This is a genomic window from Reichenbachiella sp. 5M10 (genome assembly GCF_002742335.1).
Classification (GTDB): Bacteria; Bacteroidota; Bacteroidia; order Cytophagales; family Cyclobacteriaceae; genus Reichenbachiella.
In genome coordinates this window covers 4,101,116-4,118,832 of the sequence record NZ_MDGR01000007.1, presented here as the reverse complement: position 1 = coordinate 4,118,832, position 17,717 = coordinate 4,101,116, and the positions used below count along the sequence as shown (strand labels likewise).

13 protein-coding genes are annotated in these 17,717 nt (G+C 45.0%); 6 read left to right on the top strand and 7 right to left on the bottom strand.

Annotation, left to right across the window (positions count from 1 at the left end):
- Nucleotides 1-185 precede the first annotated feature (185 nt).
- The 3 genes from gltB (at nt 186) to BFP72_RS16725 (ending at nt 7,494) form a co-directional block, all read left to right on the top strand.
- Nucleotides 186-4,682 carry a glutamate synthase large subunit gene (gltB, locus tag BFP72_RS16735; protein ID WP_099600827.1) on the top strand — a complete coding sequence of 1,499 codons (4,497 nt, stop codon included), beginning with the start codon at nt 186-188 and terminating at the stop codon, nt 4,680-4,682.
- A 2-nt stretch (nt 4,683-4,684) separates the two neighbouring features.
- Complete coding sequence (locus BFP72_RS16730; protein WP_099600229.1) at nt 4,685-6,100, top strand: glutamate synthase subunit beta; 1,416 nt, start codon at nt 4,685-4,687, stop codon at nt 6,098-6,100.
- Nucleotides 6,101-6,498: 398 nt separating this feature from the next.
- A complete protein-coding gene (locus BFP72_RS16725; RefSeq protein ID WP_099600228.1) occupies nt 6,499-7,494 on the top strand; it encodes a hypothetical protein in 996 nt (331 codons plus the stop codon).
- 94 nt (nt 7,495-7,588) lie between these two features.
- Here the strand turns inward: BFP72_RS16725 and BFP72_RS16720 are convergent, their stop codons facing one another.
- From BFP72_RS16720 to BFP72_RS16705, 4 genes are all read right to left on the bottom strand, one after another.
- Nucleotides 7,589-8,389: a carboxypeptidase-like regulatory domain-containing protein gene (locus BFP72_RS16720; RefSeq protein WP_099600227.1), complete on the bottom strand. Its 801-nt coding sequence runs from the start codon at nt 8,387-8,389 to the stop codon at nt 7,589-7,591.
- A 52-nt stretch (nt 8,390-8,441) separates the two neighbouring features.
- The gene (locus tag BFP72_RS16715) at nt 8,442-8,834 is read right to left on the bottom strand and encodes a TerB family tellurite resistance protein (protein ID WP_099600226.1); all 393 of its coding nucleotides are present in this window, start codon (nt 8,832-8,834) and stop codon (nt 8,442-8,444) included.
- Between the two features lie 20 nt (nt 8,835-8,854).
- Complete coding sequence (locus BFP72_RS16710) at nt 8,855-11,524, bottom strand: AsmA-like C-terminal region-containing protein (RefSeq protein ID WP_099600225.1); 2,670 nt, start codon at nt 11,522-11,524, stop codon at nt 8,855-8,857.
- A 74-nt stretch (nt 11,525-11,598) separates the two neighbouring features.
- Entirely contained in the window at nt 11,599-12,045 is a 447-nt protein-coding gene (locus BFP72_RS16705) for a hypothetical protein (RefSeq protein ID WP_099600224.1), read from the bottom strand.
- A gap of 160 nt (nt 12,046-12,205) precedes the next feature.
- Between BFP72_RS16705 and carB the strand changes: the two genes are divergently transcribed.
- The 3 genes from carB to BFP72_RS16690 are packed head-to-tail and all read left to right on the top strand — an operon-like array spanning nt 12,206 to nt 15,731.
- Nucleotides 12,206-15,019 (top strand): carbamoyl-phosphate synthase large subunit, encoded by a 2,814-nt coding sequence (carB, locus tag BFP72_RS16700; RefSeq protein ID WP_099600223.1) that lies wholly within the window; start codon nt 12,206-12,208, stop codon nt 15,017-15,019.
- 14 nt (nt 15,020-15,033) lie between these two features.
- Nucleotides 15,034-15,282, top strand: coding sequence for a DUF4834 family protein (locus tag BFP72_RS16695; RefSeq protein WP_099600222.1), 249 nt, complete (start codon nt 15,034-15,036; stop codon nt 15,280-15,282).
- A gap of 56 nt (nt 15,283-15,338) precedes the next feature.
- Nucleotides 15,339-15,731, top strand: a complete 393-nt coding sequence (locus tag BFP72_RS16690; protein ID WP_099600221.1) for a glyoxalase — start codon at nt 15,339-15,341, stop codon at nt 15,729-15,731.
- Between the two features lie 11 nt (nt 15,732-15,742).
- On the opposite strand, the gene msrB is transcribed toward BFP72_RS16690, so the two are convergent.
- From msrB to BFP72_RS16675, 3 genes are all read right to left on the bottom strand, one after another.
- A complete protein-coding gene (gene msrB / locus BFP72_RS16685) occupies nt 15,743-16,222 on the bottom strand; it encodes a peptide-methionine (R)-S-oxide reductase MsrB (protein WP_099600220.1) in 480 nt (159 codons plus the stop codon).
- Nucleotides 16,223-16,503: 281 nt separating this feature from the next.
- Nucleotides 16,504-16,911 carry a response regulator gene (locus BFP72_RS16680; protein ID WP_099600219.1) on the bottom strand — a complete coding sequence of 136 codons (408 nt, stop codon included), beginning with the start codon at nt 16,909-16,911 and terminating at the stop codon, nt 16,504-16,506.
- Nucleotides 16,912-17,125: 214 nt separating this feature from the next.
- Entirely contained in the window at nt 17,126-17,707 is a 582-nt protein-coding gene (locus tag BFP72_RS16675; protein ID WP_099600218.1) for a bifunctional precorrin-2 dehydrogenase/sirohydrochlorin ferrochelatase, read from the bottom strand.
- Nucleotides 17,708-17,717 lie beyond the last annotated feature (10 nt).

The window sequence follows — 17,717 nt, the reverse complement described above, 5'->3', positions numbered from 1 at the left end:
TGAGTTAATAGTAAAGTCTAGGAATTTGGATTTGATATGCTTATGCTAATGTAACAAAATCTTTGAAAAAGAAAAATTTAGATTTGTAAACTCGAAAATGATCTGTGCCTCCCGACAACCCTATGTTGGAAGAGGACTTCCAATTGGGCACAGCCAAACAACATTATATTTTATCGGATATGTCTATGAAGCAAAATATAAAAAATACAGGATTATACTCTCCCGAGTTTGAGAGAGATTCGTGTGGAATAGGATTTATTGCACAGATAAAGAATAAGCCTTCACACAAGATCGTTTCGGATGGTCTCATTATGCTCGAGAAGATGGAGCACCGAGGCGGGGTAGCTGCCGATGGTGAGACAGGTGATGGCGCGGGTATCATGACGCAAGTGCCTTATGATTATTTTGGTGCAATCGCCCAAGAGGAAAACATCGTACTGCCCAAGAAAGAGCGATACGGTGTAGGGGTGCTATTTGTGCCTAAAAATCACGAAGAAGAGCAAGGTCATTTGGATATTGTCTCTCAGGCAATAGAAGAGCTTGGGTTCGAGAATCTGTGGCTCAGAAAGGTGCCCGTCAATGATAAAAAACTAGGAAGGATTGCCAAGCAGTCAGAGCCTACAATCTACCATGTGTTCGTTAAGAAGGGGAAATTAAAGGGGCTTGACCTCAATCGCGCATTGTATGTATTGAGAAAATCAATTGAGCACAAAGTTAGAGAGGTATATCCAGTGAGTGATTTTTACATCCCTTCTCTATCTTCTACGACGATCATTTTCAAAGGAGAGTTGAGAACATGGCAGATCCCAGAGTTCTATGTGGACCTGAGAGATGAGAGATACACTTCGGCGATTGCGTTGGTACATTCTAGGTTTTCTACCAACACTTTCCCAGAGTGGAGACTGGCACAGCCTTTTAGGTTCCTTGCTCACAATGGTGAGATCAATACCATCAAAGGAAACATCAACAAGATGACCGCCAAGGAAGCGCTCTTTACATGTACGAACTTTACGGAAGAGGAAATCGCCGTGCTGTCGCCGATATGCAACGGTAGATTTTCGGATTCGGCCAACCTCGATGCGATGCTTGAGCTGATGGTGATGGGTGGTACCAACATCCAGCATGCCATGGCGATGCTTGTGCCAGAAGCTTGGCAAGAAGAAACAGTCATTAGTCCAGAGAAAAGAGCATTCTATGAATTTCACTCGACGATCTTCGAACCATGGGATGGTCCTGCGTCGTTGGTGTACACGGACGGATATACGATAGGTGCTTCCCTCGACAGAAACGGATTGAGACCTTCTCGTATTGTATTCACGAAAGATGATAGACTAGTACTTAGCTCAGAAGTAGGTGTGGTTGATATCGCTCCAGAGAACGTAGCGAAGAACGAAAGATTAGGACCAGGCGAAATGGTCATGGTAGATTTGCAGTCTGGCAAGATCTCATACAATAAAGAAATAAAGGAGTATTTGGCGAAAGCCCAGCCCTATCAAGAGTGGGTGGACAAAAACTTGGTGCGTGTAGCGGAGCAGGTGAAAACACAGACTTTCGATCGAGAGTTAAAAGAGGATGAGTTGACCCAAAAGCAAATTGCATATGGGTTTACCAATGAAGACGTGAAGTTCATACTGGAGCCAATGCTTAAAGGAGGTACCGAACCGCTAGGTTCGATGGGCAACGATACAGCCTTGGCGGTATTTAGAGAGCATAGCACACATATCTCTCAATATGTGAAGCAATTGTTTGCACAGGTGTCTAACCCAGCAATCGACCCGATTCGTGAGAAAGCTGTCATGTCTCTGGTCAACTATCTCGGAGCATCACACAGTGTGTTGGATCATATCCCAGATCATGCGCATAAACTCAGAATCGAAAGCCCGATGCTTTCTACAGCGGAGTTTGAATACATCAAAAATATCAAAGTAAAAGGCTTCAAATCTGCGGTCGTCGATGCGACATATGACAATAGTCAAAAGGATCTCAAGCAGGCTTTGGCAGATGTGTCTATCGAAGTAGAGGAGGCGATCAATGCGGGAGCTAGTATTGTCATTCTGTCTAACCGTGCAGTAGATGTAGACAAAGTGAGAATCCCGTCACTTCTCGCTACAGGAGCGGTACACAATCACTTACTCAATACACAACTCCGTGCCAAAGCAAGTTTGGTTGTCGAAGCAGGGGACGTTGTAGAGACGCATCATTTTGCTACTTTGATAGGTTTTGGCGCTACGGCGATCTATCCATTCATGGCCGTAGAGACGATGCTTAGCGAGGGGGATCGCCTCGGGGAGTCTGATCCAGCCAAGCTGTTTGATCAATACAGAAAGGCTGTATCGTATGGTTTGAGAAAGATCTTGTCTAAAATGGGTATCTCAACTATCCAATCTTACGAATGGGCTCAAATATTTGAAATCCTCGGGTTGGATTTAGAAGTATCCGATATGTGTTTCAAAGGGACTCCTTCTAGAATCTCAGGAAAGGGATTCGAGCAATTGGAAAAAGAGATTCTCGAGGATCACAACATAGCATTCAAATCAGTCAACGAATCTCCAGCACTCAGCACGGGAGGGTTGTACCAGTGGAAAAGAGATGGCGTACGTCACCTTTTCTCTCCAGAGGTCATCCATGCGCTACAGAAGTCCACGAGACTCGGCGACTATGAGCTGTTCAAGACCTATCAAAAGGAAGTGGACAACCAAGCGAAGCGTAACATCACGCTGCGTAGTATGTTCAACTTCAACTCGAAGGGAGCTATCAACATAGACGAAGTAGAGCCGATAGAGAATATTTTGCCACGATTTGCGACAGGAGCGATGTCTTTCGGGTCGATCTCTGAGGAGGCACATACGACAATCGCCAAGGCGATGAATAAGATCGGCGCAAAATCCAACAGTGGAGAAGGTGGAGAGGACGCCATTCGGTACGAGCCAAACCCAGACGGTACCTTGTCTAGGTCAGCGATCAAGCAGGTTGCTTCGGGACGATTCGGTGTGACAGCTCATTACCTTGTCAACGCAGACGAAATACAAATTAAAGTTGCGCAAGGAGCGAAACCAGGAGAGGGTGGACAGCTGCCGGGCAAGAAAGTCGATGAGACCATCGGTCGTATCAGACACAGTACACCGGGTGTATCCTTGATCTCACCGCCTCCTCACCATGATATTTACTCTATCGAGGATTTGGCGCAGTTGATTTATGATTTGAAGAACACCAACCAGCAGGCAGACATCAACGTCAAGTTGGTTTCTGAATCTGGTGTAGGGACGATTGCAGCAGGTGTGGCCAAAGCAAAGGCAGACAATATCCTCATCGCTGGACACGATGGCGGTACAGGAGCATCACCGATCAGTTCGGTACACCATGCGGGCATTCCTTGGGAGATTGGTCTAGCGGAGACGCACCAGACTCTGGAAAAGAACGGCCTCAGAAAGAAAGTGAAGCTACAGACAGATGGTCAGTTGAGATCAGCACGTGATTTGGCCATTGCGGCTATCCTCGGTGCAGAGGAGTGGGGTATTTCTACTGCAGTACTCGTCGTAGAGGGCTGTATCATGATGAGAAAATGTCACTTGAACACTTGCCCAGTGGGAGTCGCGACGCAGAACCCTGCCTTGAGACAATTGTTCTCAGGTCAGGTCGATCACATTGTCAATTTCTTCCAGTTCTTGGCGCAGGGACTCAGAGAGGTGATGGCAGAGTTGGGTGTCAAATCAGTGGATGAACTGATCGGACGTACGGATTTGTTGACTTTCGATCGTTCGTTGGCAGCAGAGCATGCGGGCAACATCGATTTGGAAGCCTTGCTTCAGAATCCATTCCACTCAGCAGAAGATGGCCTGTCTTGCAAAACAGAAAACCAAGATCACGAATTGGATATCGTGATTGACAATACACTGATCAAAGATGCTGCACCAGCCTTGGACAACAAGGAGAAGGTGAAACTAGAGTATCCGATCAACAACCAAAACAGAACGACAGGTGCAATGCTATCAGGCCAATTGGCTCGTCTGCATGGGCCCAACGGACTGGCAGAAGATACCATCAAGGTGAAGTTCGTCGGATCGGCAGGACAGAGTTTTGGTGCCTTCCTCGCACACGGGATTACCTTCAACCTCGAAGGGGAAGCCAATGACTATGTAGGAAAAGGTCTGTCAGGTGGACGAATCATCGTCTCACCAAATAAGAAGTCTGATCTTGTGGCAGCAGACAACATCATCGTGGGTAACGTGAACCTATACGGAGCGACCTCTGGCGAACTCTATGCCAACGGTAAGGCTGGAGAGAGATTCGCTGTGAGAAACTCAGGCGCTACAGCCATCACCGAAGGGCTCGGAGATCACGGGTGTGAGTACATGACTGGTGGTCGTGTGATCGTACTCGGTGAGACGGGCAAAAACTTCGCTGCAGGTATGAGTGGAGGGATCGCTTACATCTATGTAGACAATTTTGACTTTGCGTCAAGATGCAACATGGAGATGGTGGAGCTAGAAACGCCAAGTGCGGAGGATTTTGATTTCATCCATGAGATGATCAACAAGCACCAGAGATTTACAGACAGCAAAGTAGCCTTTGGACTACTGGACAACTGGGAATCAGCCAAAGGCAAATTTGTCAAGGTGATCCCGACAGAGTACAAGGCAGTACTAGAGAAACAAAAGTTAGCTAAAAAAGAGATCGCATAAGGATGGGACAAGTAGACGGATTTTTGACATACGACCGACACGCATTGCAATACGAAGAGGTCGACGAGAGAACGAAGCATTACAAGGAGTTTGTGAAGCCTGTCTCTGAGCAAGAGACCAACGAGCAAGCGGCCCGTTGTATGGATTGTGGCATTCCTTTTTGCCATAGCGGTTGTCCTTTAGGTAATAAAATTCCTGATTTCAACGATGCGGTGTACCGCAAGGACTTCAAGGAAGCTTGGGGGATTTTGAAAAGCACCAACAACTTTCCAGAGTTTACAGGACGTATCTGTCCCGCTCCATGTGAGGGGTCATGTGTCCTTGGGATCAACAAAGACCCTGTTAGTATCGAGCACATCGAGAAGACTATCGCAGAGGAGGCTTTCGCCAATGGCTGGGAAACACCACATGAGATTATGGTCAAGTCAGGAAAGTCTGTGGCCGTGATTGGTTCAGGACCTGCTGGATTGGCTGCTGCCGAGCAGTTGTGCAAGCAAGGCCATGACGTGACAGTGTTCGAGCGTGATACACAGCCTGGTGGATTGTTGAGGTTTGGTATTCCGGATTTCAAATTGGACAAGAAAGTAGTCGAGAGACGTGTTGACCTGATGAAAGCCTCTGGTGTGAAGTTCGAGTGTGGTGTGGAGATTGGCAAAGACATAGATGCCCAAGAGATCGAGGAGAAATTTGACGCAATCACGATCACGACGGGTAGTACGGTAGCGAGAGATCTACCGATACCTGGGAGAGAGCTAGAGGGAATTCATCTGGCGATGAAGTTCTTGAAGAACTCCAATAAAGTGGTGTCTGGTGAGGACGCGAAGATCGTAGACGAGATGAATGCCAAAGATGCACACGTCATCGTGATCGGTGGCGGTGATACGGGCTCTGATTGTGTGGGTACGTCCATCAGACAAGGTGCACAAACAGTGACACAAATTGAGCTACTTGATAAGCCCTCCGAGAGCAGAGAAGCGACCAATCCTTGGCCAGAGTGGCCTTTGGTACTCAGAACATCGACTTCTCAGAAGGAAGGTGCGGAGCGAAACTGGTCTATCCTCACCAAGGAGTTTATCGGAAACGAGCAAGGACAGGTCACAGGACTCAAAGTCGTAGACGTAGAGTGGACGGACAAGTCTAAGTTCCAGTTCAATGAAGTGGCTGGCTCGGAGCGTATCCTACCATGTGATAGAGCATATCTAGCGATCGGGTTTATGCACCCGCAGAAAGAGGGCTTGCTGGAGCAACTCGGTATCGAGACCAATGAGCGAGGCAATATCAAAGACGAAATGTACCGAACGAATAAGGAAAATATCTTTGCAGCAGGAGACTGTCGTAGAGGGCAATCGCTTGTCGTATGGGCGATCAGCGAAGGCCGAAAGGCTGCCTATTCGGTCAACAAATATTTGACTGCTTGATTTAGTGAAGCAGTACCGTAGCGGTGGAAAAACTGCCGCTGCATACAGCGTGACCCCAATACAATGACCATTTGTGCCGTGAGGTGAGGATGGAAGGAGAAGTAGTTTTCTCATATTGTAGTTGGAAAGGACTTCAACCTAGACTTGGAAGTCACCACTTGGAAAACCTCGAAGATGTAAATCGTCGGGGTTTTTCCTTTTTTAGTGACGGAGTGTCTGAGTGACTTTTGTGGAGAGGCAGTAGATGACAGGTAGTCATCTTTCAGATCGATTGATTCATAGATTGGGAGGCTTCTTTCGTCGAAAGTCAAAACTATTTTGATCCAAGGAGGTATTTCGGAATGACTTTTGCCAATAGGCTTGGAGATTAATTATCAAAAATTAAACCTATAGTAAATATGAATTTATTAAAAAATTTTACCAGAGTGGCTTGTGTAGGTCTGTTGGCCTTCAACGTAGCGTGTGATACGAATGATGATCTCGTTGACGAGATTTTGGGGAATGAGGACATTGAATTGACGGTCAATGACATGGTGTCTGAGGATGTGACAGTTTATGTCAGTGACTTGGAGAGCGGTGCGACTTCCTTTACGGCTAAAGTAGAGTTTACCTCTTCTGATGCGAGCATGAAGAGATTGTATGTGACGGAGAACTATTTCGGAGCAGGTGATGAGCCATATGAGCTCAAAGGAGTGTCTGTCGATGACAAAGGAGATGGTTCGATTGATTTGGAAAAGGACTACAAAGAAAGTTTCTCGTTTGACATTCCATTTGAAGTGTACAACACTAGTACACAAGGAGAAGTGGTATATACGCTTTGGGCGACCTCTGGTCGAGGAGACTTCAGAGATACAGACAAAAGATTGGCTGTAGGTATTGGTACAATCACCGTGGACTATGGTGGAAACAACCCCGCTTCTGATGTAAAAGAATATACAGCAACTATTCTCGCAGCTCCTTTAGCTGATGGCTCTTCTGAGACTTTCATTTCGCTATTGGATGGTGAGGTATATAGAGTGGACGAAGGAGAGGAGTTTGCAGCATTTTGGGATTTTGGGTACTATTACGGAAATTCAAATAAAGCTTCATTAGCTTCAGCGTTTGACTTCCCAAAATCAATTATTGATATACCAACGGTGGCTAGTACGACTGAAGAAGAGTTGAACCACACCTATTTTGCGGTTTCAACGATAAGTTTTGATGATGTCACGAAAGCTAGTGATTTGAGTAATGTTAGCGCTTCAGATTCAGAAGCGATAAATATGCTTTCGGTTGGAGACGAAGTTGAATTTATTGACAACTACGGAAAAAAAGGAGTAATTAAGGTTGTCGAGTTAGTAGAAGGCTTTGGTACAGAGGCAAAAATAACTATCGACATTAAAGTTCAGCCATAATAAGAAAAGGTCTCTCAAAAGGAGAAAAAGTAAAAACCCAACAGGCAACTGTTGGGTTTTTTTGTGTCTTTAGTAGTAGATCTTTAGTTGGAGGCTAGTGAAAAGTTGGGTTTTGCTCTCCACCGTTTTTGATGCGCTCCTCTTTTTTAAGTTTTTCGTCGAGATACTCGTAGTAGCGGTCAAGGCTGTTGGGCATGATCTGAACGAGCTCGTATACGTTGCGACGTGAGAAGGTGTCCAAGGTCATTCCTGAGTAGTGGATGAAGTCTAGGTAGTAGTATTCGTCGAGGCGTTCTCCTATGATTTCTAGTACTTCGTCCATTTTTTTCTTGGCCAGCTCGTACTTCTCATCTTGTTTTTCTCTGACTTGAGATTCTTGGTAGACGCGTTTTTGTTGTTTGTATTTCTTGCTGGTCATGCGGTAGACCGCTTCTGCAGGGCTAAAGATAGATCCAGCAACACCCAGATGATAATCATCTGCTTCCGTTTTTTCATTGTATACCACACCTGAGACTTCCATGGTTTGTTGCCGAGGATTTTTGATGATGGTATTGGCTTGGTACATGCTATTGATTTGCACATCGTCGAGGACGACCGTGCCTCGTTTGAGGCTGATGATCATGTTTTGCGTTTCGGTGGAGTCGTTGATTCCGATTTTGGCGATTTGATAGCCCAGGCTGGAGAAGTGCAAGGTGTCTCCGATCGAAGCAAGGATGGCGAAGTTGCCATCGATATCTGCGTAGGTACCGTGGGTGAGCTCTACATAGACGTGAACATCACGGAGTGCTTCGAGGGATTCTCCATCTACAATGGAGCCGCGTACGACGAGCTCTTGTGCTTGCAAGCTGCTCACCGCAAAGAGTAAAAGAAAGGGGGCAAAAAATGTGTGTTTCATAGTAGCGCTGCTACAGGGACAAATGCAATGTTAGCTTGAAATGACGGCTCAATTATTTGAGAAATGCGGAAATTTTCTTTTTTAGGGCCATTTTTTCTTCTTTGATGACTAAGTTTTTATGTACTTGGGGGTACATTTCCATAATGGCCCCATAGCTATAGCCGAGTTTGTCGGCGATCATGTTGCAATATTCTACTTCTTCATTGATGATTTCATCATCGATTTTCATGAGCTGGATGATGCTGTAGAGAAATTCGAATTTTTCGTCCGGACTGAGCTCCGCCACCCCTTCGAGTTTGCTAGGGTGGTCGATGATCTCTTGTATCTCTTGGTGTTCCAATTGGTGTGCGCGCCCTATCCTAAAGATCAGTTTGAGCTCTCGGTCATCGATATTGTCATCACTCTTGGCGAGGTTGACCAATGCGGTGATTTGTTTTTTGATCATAGGGTTAGGGTTCGGTTTGTTTAAAACATTTTCTTGAGCGCTTTGGCGGCTTTCTTTTTGGCTTCTTCTGCTGCTTTTTTGGCCTCACGTTCAGCAGCTTCTTCCGCTGCTTTTTTCTGTTTTTCTATTTCTTCTGCTGCTTTTTTTTCTGCTGCTTTTTTTTGTTTTTCTAACTCTGCTTCTGCGATTTTCTTTTGTTTCTCCAACTCGGCCTTGGCTTTTTCTTCCGCTTCTTTGATCTGCTTGTCTATTTCCGCTTTGGCTGCAGCTTTGGCGGATTGTGCAGGGCTGCCTCCATCTGTTGATTCTGTACCTGCGATGCTGATTTTTGGTTTTTCGTAGGAGCCAAGGACCTTGAGCTTTACAAGAAGTGTTTCGTCCACAATATTTTTTCCTCCTGTGTATTGAGCGAGAGCTGAATTGATTGCACTGCCAGCAGCACCTGTTTTGACGAGTGTGTTGATGTTGTAGTCTAACGAGCCGTCCAAGCCATTGGAGCCATAGACTGTAGCTTTTTGTCCCTTCATGGAGACATCAAATGGGTCCACGTAGAGTCGGCCTTCTTTGATCTCTACTTTGAGCTTAACATCTTTCATTTCCATTTGATCTCCGCTGAACTTACTCACGGCAGATAGGGCTTTCATGAGGTTGTCTCCTTTGAGTGCTGCGTCATCGATCTCTACGATACCTTTGCCGTTGAGGTGTTCGTAGATCGGCATCATGTCATCTCCCATGTTTCCATCTAGTTTGAGTTGGGCCGAAAACTTGCCTTCTACATTTTGGGCTACTGGAGCGAGTTTTTTTACTGTGTTGAAGGTTTCGTAGGATTTGGAGATGGAAAGGTTCTTGATATTGAAATCAAAGTCGAAGAATGGTTGTTTTTCGACGGAGTTGTATGTGCCGTTCATGATGAAGTCTCCGTCTAGTAAGTGGAAGCCGACTTGGTTGAGTCGGGCGATTTCATCTTTGACGGTGATGAGCCCGTCTAGATCTTGGATTTTCATGCCATCATAGAGGATCGTATTGATTTTGGATTGTAGTTTAAAATCAATTTGGGAGGGGATACGAATGACTTCTAAGGGTGCGGAAGTAGTGTCAAGCTCCGTTTCTTCTACTTCGTCGGTCATCCATTCGTTCAAGTCAAAAGTCGTTGAAGTTAGGTTGAGCGTGCCTGAGAGTGTTTCGTTTTCGCTCAAGGCATAGCCGATAAAATTGGAGAGTGTTCCGTCCAGCTGGATGTCGCTTTTGCCGAGACTCGCGTCAAAATCTTGTAGGGTGATGAGTCGTGGAGTGAAGCTCATGTGTGTTTTGCGAATGCTCATGCCTTGAGGCAAATCTTCGCTGATCATCTCAAACCCTTCGAGAGCTAGGCTTCCTTCCGCTGGAATTTCGTCATAGCGTTCTTCGTCGATCAATTTCATGTGTCCGGACGTACTTAGGTCGGCAGTCAGACGTCCTTTGAGGTCTATGCCTTCCAGGGGTACTACTTTCAGTAGTTTTTCTAGGTCTAGGTTTCCGTGAAGACCAAAATTCCAAGTGTAATTTTGGAGGTTGCTAAACTTGAGTTGAGCCATGACAGTCTCTCCATCGAGGAGCATTGAGAACTTAGACATGTCAAAAGTCAAAGCATCCATGTTGTCTCCAGGCACGTGAAGTGCAGTGCGAAGGGTGAGGTTTTCTACAGGGATTGGGTATTCAGCATATTTTACTTTGCCGTCATCGACATCTAGGGTGGCTTTTATATCTGGGAGCCGCTGGTCGTTGTAAATGCCTTTGGCAGACCCTGTAAAGTTGATTTTGCCACTGGTCTCGACACCTTCCAAGTATTCGTGATAGACTCCTGGAATGAGCGAGAGTATGCTTTTGATAGAGATGTCTTTCCCTCCAAAGGTTAAATCCATGTCTATGTCATCACCGGGCATGGCGACATAGCCATCGAAACCAACGCCAAAATCGTTGAGTGAAATTTTATTTTCCTTGAAGGTATACTTGGCATTGGGCAGGTCCATGTTGAGCACAAGGTCTGCATGTAAGGTTTTGTTGTGGAGGTAGTTGATGCCTTCCATGTCGAATGAGAGTCCGTCCACGTGGGTTTGAGTGGTGATGTCAAAGTTGTCTTGCGTGAAATCTCCGCTTCCACTGTGGTTGAGACCAAGTAGGGTAGCTATCATTTGAGATGATTGGTCGACATAGATGATGTTGGCGTTTTGGATGGCCCATTGTTTGATAGCAATAGCAAAGTTGGCGGCCTCTCCTTCTTCGCTTGGAAGTGTGTCTGTCTCAGTGCTAGGCTTGGTGATGTCGTAGTTGGAAGTGCCATCCGGGAGTACTAGGACAAGGATCTCTGGTCGATCGAGTAGGATACTGTTGATTTGGATTTGTTCTCCTTTGATGACGGACATGAGGTCGATTTCAAACCCAAAAGAACCTACCTGAACTAGTGTGTCTTGATCAAAGGGAGCCGTGCCTACGATTCCAAAGTTGTCAATACCCAAGGTGAAGTTGGGGAAGTTTTCTATCAAAGAAAGAGAAAATCCGTTTCGGTCGTAGAATACCCGTGCATTGATGTTGTCAGCGATGGCTTCATCAACGGCTCGTTGGATGTCGTCCTTGAAGAGGACAGGGATGAGGACGAGTAGTGCAACGATGAGGGTGATACCCCCCCCTAAAATGATAAGCAACTTTTTCATTGATGAGTTGAATTTGTGTTGAGTATTCTAATTTAAACTTTAATAGACAAAGAGTGTCAATGTAGAAGGTCAAATCATCTTGTAAGGAAGAGGAAGACGTCTTCTACGAGTTGTAGTTTGACTTTGTTTTCTGAAGATTCGAGAATGACGTAGGGCATGCCAAACTCATCTCCCTGGTTTTTGACATTGAGTGTATCGCCGAGGATTTCCCACGTGAGGGAATGAATGAGCGTGTCTTTGCCAAAGATGCAGTTGTCATAGCCGTAGGCACTTATGGTGATTTGACCATTCTTTTTGAGGTCCATCTTGCCGTTCATGGTCAAGTTGATGTTGGGGTCCAAAGGAGCGTTCTTGTCTGGGTAGGTTACCCATTGGACGTCCCATTGCCCGATGAGGTTTGTGGGAGAATTGTTTACGGTTGCATTTTGTGAATCCTTGGATTTTTGTTCACAGGCAAAGAATGCTGCCCATGCAAAAAACAATAGGACAATGGAAAGAGAGGTTGTGATGTTTTTTTTCATGACCAATGATTAGGGTTGCTATGATAAGTTTGTTGCAAGGTAATTGAGAGTTTGCTCGAAAAAAAGGCATATCCCTTTCGGATATTCCTTTTTATTACGCGCATTTGAACCTAGATTTGCAGAATTTTATACCCCATAAAAAAACAAAAGTCGTCGGAAAATGCCAAAGGACAATAGCATCAAATCAGTTTTAATTATTGGAAGTGGACCCATCGTCATTGGGCAGGCATGTGAGTTTGATTACTCAGGATCACAGGCCGCTCGGTCGTTGAGAGAAGAAGGGATTGAGGTAACCTTGATCAATTCCAATCCTGCAACGATCATGACCGATAAGGTGACGGCTGACAATATCTACCTCAAACCCCTAACCAAAGCTTCGATTCGAGAAATTTTGGAGAAGCACGATATCGATGCAGTATTGCCGACCATGGGAGGTCAGACGGCATTGAACTTGGCGATGGATTGCGACAAAGCAGGGATTTGGAAGAAATACAACGTCAAAATCATTGGTTCTAACTTTGACGCGATCGAGACTACAGAGGATCGTGAGAAATTTAGAATGAAAATGGAAGAAATAGGAATCGGCGTGTGCAAAGGGCGTACGGCGACTTCATTTCTAGAAGGAAAAGAAATAGCACAAGAAATAGGATTCCCATTGATCATCCGATCCTCATATACGCTCGGTGGAGCAGGAGGTGGATTTGTAGAGAAGCCAGAGGATTTTGACAAAGCACTCAATGATGGTTTACATGCTTCGCCGATTCATGAGGTACTAATCGAGCAGAGTATCCTTGGGTGGAAAGAATACGAGTTGGAGATCATGCGTGATAGCATTGGGAACTTCATCGTCATCTGCTCGATCGAAAACTTCGACCCGATGGGTGTACACACAGGAGATTCTATCACGGTAGCTCCTGCCATGACTCTGTCAGACACGGTGTATCAAAAGATGCGAAATCATGCGATCAAGATGATCAGCTCTATTGGAGAGTTTGCGGGTGGGTGTAACGTACAGTTTTCGGTCAGTCCGGAAAATGACGACATCATAGCGATTGAGATCAATCCACGTGTGTCTCGATCGTCGGCATTGGCATCTAAGGCGACGGGGTATCCCATCGCCAAGATTGCAGCTAAACTGGCCATAGGTTTCAATCTTGATGAATTGAATAATCAGATTACAGGAACTACTTCGGCGTTCTTTGAACCATCGATCGACTATGTGATCGTAAAGGTGCCAAGATGGAATTTTGACAAGTTCAAAGGAGCTGACAGACATCTCGGATTGCAGATGAAATCTGTAGGAGAAGCAATGGGTATCGGACGTAATTTCCAAGAGGCTTTGCAAAAGGCTTGTCAGTCTTTGGAAATCAAAAGGAATGGTTTAGGGGCAGATGGCCGTGAGCTCAAGTCGCACGATGAACTATTGGAGAGCTTGAAACATCCAAGTTGGAATAGATTGTTTCATATCTATGATTCTTTCAAACTAGGAATTCCGTACAAGACTATCCGAAATTTGACCAAGATCGACCCTTGGTTCTTGTATCAAATCGAAGAGCTCATCGCTCTCGAAAATGAAATAGAGAAATACACGTTGACGGACGTCCCGAAGACACTCCTCATGACGGCCAAAAAGAAAGGCTATGCGGACAGACAACTTGGTCACTTGATGGGCTGTTTGGAGAGCGAAGTGTTTGCGAAACGAATGGAGTTAGGGATCAAAAGAACCTACAAGACTGTGGACACTTGCGCGGGAGAGTTTGACGCGAAAACACCATACTATTATTCTACGTTTGGAGAGGAGAACGAATCCAAGCCCTCTGACAAAAAGAAAATAATCGTGTTGGGTTCGGGGCCTAATCGTATCGGACAAGGCATTGAGTTTGATTATTCGTGTGTACATGGCATCTTGGCTGCCAAGGAGTGTGGATACGAGACGATCATGATCAACTGTAACCCTGAGACGGTTTCGACAGATTTTGATATTGCCGACAAGCTGTATTTTGAACCTGTGTTTTGGGAGCATCTCTACGAGATTATCCAACTCGAGAAGCCAGAAGGAGTTATCGTTCAATTAGGAGGGCAGACTGCTCTTAAGCTTGCAGAAAAGCTAGACAAATATGGTATCAAGATTTTAGGAACGAGTTACAAGGCTTTGGATTTGGCAGAAGACAGAGGGTCGTTCTCTGATCTGCTCAAAGAAAATGAAATCCCTTACCCAGAGTTTGGAGTGATTGAAAATGCCGACGAAGCATTGGAACTAGCCAAAACGATTGGCTTTCCTATGTTGGTGAGACCGTCTTATGTACTCGGAGGGCAAGGGATGAAAATCGTGATCAACGAGGAGGAACTTGAGGAGCATGTGGTGGAGATATTCAGAACCATTCCTGGTAACCGAGTCTTACTGGACCACTTTTTAGAAAATGCTCAAGAGGCAGAGGCAGACGCGATCTGTGATGGAGAGGATGTGTACATCATTGGAATCATGCAGCACATCGAGCCAGCCGGGATTCATTCAGGAGATTCGTTTGCAGTATTGCCTCCTTACAATTTGGGTGATTTGGTGATTCGAAAAATTGAGGATTATACCAAGAAAATAGCGAAAGCTCTCAATACAGTAGGCTTGATCAATATCCAGTTTGCGATCAAAGACGATCAAGTTTATATCATTGAGGCAAACCCTAGAGCATCTCGTACCGTTCCATTTATTTGCAAGGCCTACGATGAGCCGTATGTGAACTACGCTACGAAGGTGATGCTGGGGGAGAAAAAAGTCAAAGACTTTGATTTCAACCCAAAGAAAAAAGGATACGCGATCAAAGAGCCTGTTTTCTCGTTCAATAAGTTTCCGAATGTCAATAAGGAGCTCGGACCAGAGATGAAATCTACAGGTGAAGCGATCTATTTCATTGACGATTTGATGGATGATTATTTCCTCAAGTTGTACAGCGAGCGTAACCTGTATTTGAGTCGTTAAGCACCCGTGATTTTATGTTGAAGTTTATTGTCATATTTTTTCTGTTCTTTTGGATTGTATTCAAGCTGGGAGGGTTCTTGGTTCGGATGTTTTTTGGCAACATGGCCAATCAATCAAGACAAAACACAACACAACAGAACTATCAACAACGCCAACCGTCGGAGGGCAATGTACATATCGACTATGTACCCAAGCAGAAGAAGGGAAAGGTGGATAAGCACGATTTCAAAGGGGGTGATTATGTCGATTACGAAGAAGTATAAGAACCATAAAGCAAAAAACGAGGATCAGCATTGATCCTCGTTTTTTGCTTCTAGCCATGACACGTCCAGACCAAGAGATAGTAGAGCTTCGCCCCGAGATACCAGTGGCCACTACGAGGCGAAGTGGGGAAGCGGAGAGGTTTCAGAATGGCATCATTAGGCCCATCGTTAAGTTACAACATGAGCTTGTCATGGCCTTGGTGGCCAAGGAGAAAACCTTCGAACTAGCGGTTGTCCATGCTCCAAACAAAGAGGAATACCGCAACAGGATAGGTATTTGGCTACAGAAGCGCCCCAAAATCAAGAACCAGCTGTTAGGAGTAATCGTGGGGATGATGACCCTTGAGGAGCTCTCGGGCTACCACTTGCACTATAACGAGTACAACAAGCGAATTATTCAGATCCTCGTGACCCGTATAGCAGATACGCTGTATAAGGTCGTGGTATGATGAGGATAGAGTCAGTCCTGCTTGTCGAATGAAAGAGCTCCAGAATTGATGCAGTATCGTAGGCCAGTAGGAGGAGGCCCGTCATTGAAGACATGGCCTAGATGACCACCACATCGGGCACACATGATCTCAGTACGTATCATGCCGTGAGAAGTATCTTTGGCTTGTACTACGCTGCTGTCTGTAGCATATTCGAAGTAGCTGGGCCAGCCACAGTGTGAGTCAAATTTGGCATTGGAATTAAACAGAGGATTGTTACAAGCCGCACAGGAGTATAACCCTATTTCTTTGTGGTCTGTATATACTCCGGTCCCTGGCTGTTCGGTGCCCTTTTGACGGAGAATATAGTACTCTAGTTCGCTCAATTCGGACTTCCATTGTGCATCCGTTTTGTCTACGGTATAGCGGCTAAGAGCAGTGTTTTTCTTGTCTTGTCCCTGAGTGTTGCAGGCAGTGATCAGAACGAGGAGTACGATGCTTGTATATTTCATGATGAACAAATGTTGTTAATGATAACTTGATACCATTACGAAAAAGTTCCTTAGAGGGATGGGGATTTATAGGTATTTAAAGTAGACCAATACTTTCATGTGGAGATGTCAGGTAAGGTTGATTCATGATTTACGAAACTAATCCAGTGTCTCGTAGTACTTTGAAACCCATTTGGGTCAATTAGTTTCTTGTAGGGTTAATAATTTGATCAAAAATGAATGAGAAGCAATCGTTCATATTTTGATTCAAACTGGGGCAAAGTCAACATCTAATAACTTTTTTAGCTAAAATGCTTTTTGACTATTTCATCCATCATGTCAGTAGTGAGAGGTTTAGTTTTAAATTCTGAGAGTAGATCTAGTGATTCCGCTTTGGTCTGATCGTCTGGATTGGTTGAAGTGGTCAGCATGATAACCATGATTTGGGACTGGAACTTTAAGTCTAGTTTTTTATACTCTTCGATAAATTCCCACCCATTCATTCCTGGCATGTTGATGTCTAATAGAATGAGTTGTGGGTGTTTGTCTGGGTGCGCGTCTCGGCTGATGAGGTAGTCGAGTGCTTTTTGTCCGGACTGGATAGCAACGACTGATTTTGCATAATTTCCTTTGCGAATAACGCGTTCGTGGAAGAAGTTGTCATCTGGATTGTCGTCAATCAACAAGATACAGTCTATTGGTGCGTTCATGGTCTATTTTTGGATGTCGTTATACTGTAGTTTTTTACGAAATGTTCAGACAGCTATTTTCACTAGTCTACACCATAAGTGGTTTGAGCCTTGTGATTTAAATTAACAGGGTGATTAAGACGTTGAATATAACGAATATAGGAAACGTTTGAAAACGATGGACGGTATATATCTACTTTGCTAGCAAGGAAAGATTATCGAAAGGTTTAGCCCTTTATGCCTTCCAATCCTTTGTAATTTCATCCAATTTTTTGATTTTGTAGTCAAAGTCACCTTTGAGTTTGTCTCGGACTTTGGCCATTTGGTCGAGGACATCATCTATGGTCTCGGGGATCACCTCGGTGAGCATTTCACGCATACGTTTGGCGACTGTTGGTGACTTTCCATTGGTGGAGATGGCGATTTTGAGATCTCCTTTCTTGACAACTGAACCAAGATAGAAGTCACACAACGCAGGTTTGTCTGCTACATTGACGAGGATGTTTTGTTGGCGACATATAGCCTGGATGCTCGCACTGGTCTCTGGATCATCTATACCGACGATAGCTAAGTTGATTCCCGCTAGGTCAGAAGGATCGAATGGCTTTTCGACCAACGAAATATTTGGGTAGCCCTTCGCCATTGCTTTGATTTCGGCACTCATCTCAATGGCGATTATCCTGATGGTCGCTTTGGGGCTGTTTTTGAGTACTGCACCGAGCTTTTCACGACCCACATAGCCTCCGCCTACGATGAGTAGGTTCATGTCTTCGAGTTTGAAAAATACTGGAAAAAGATTGTTGCCTGTGTCAGTCATGTGTGCACTA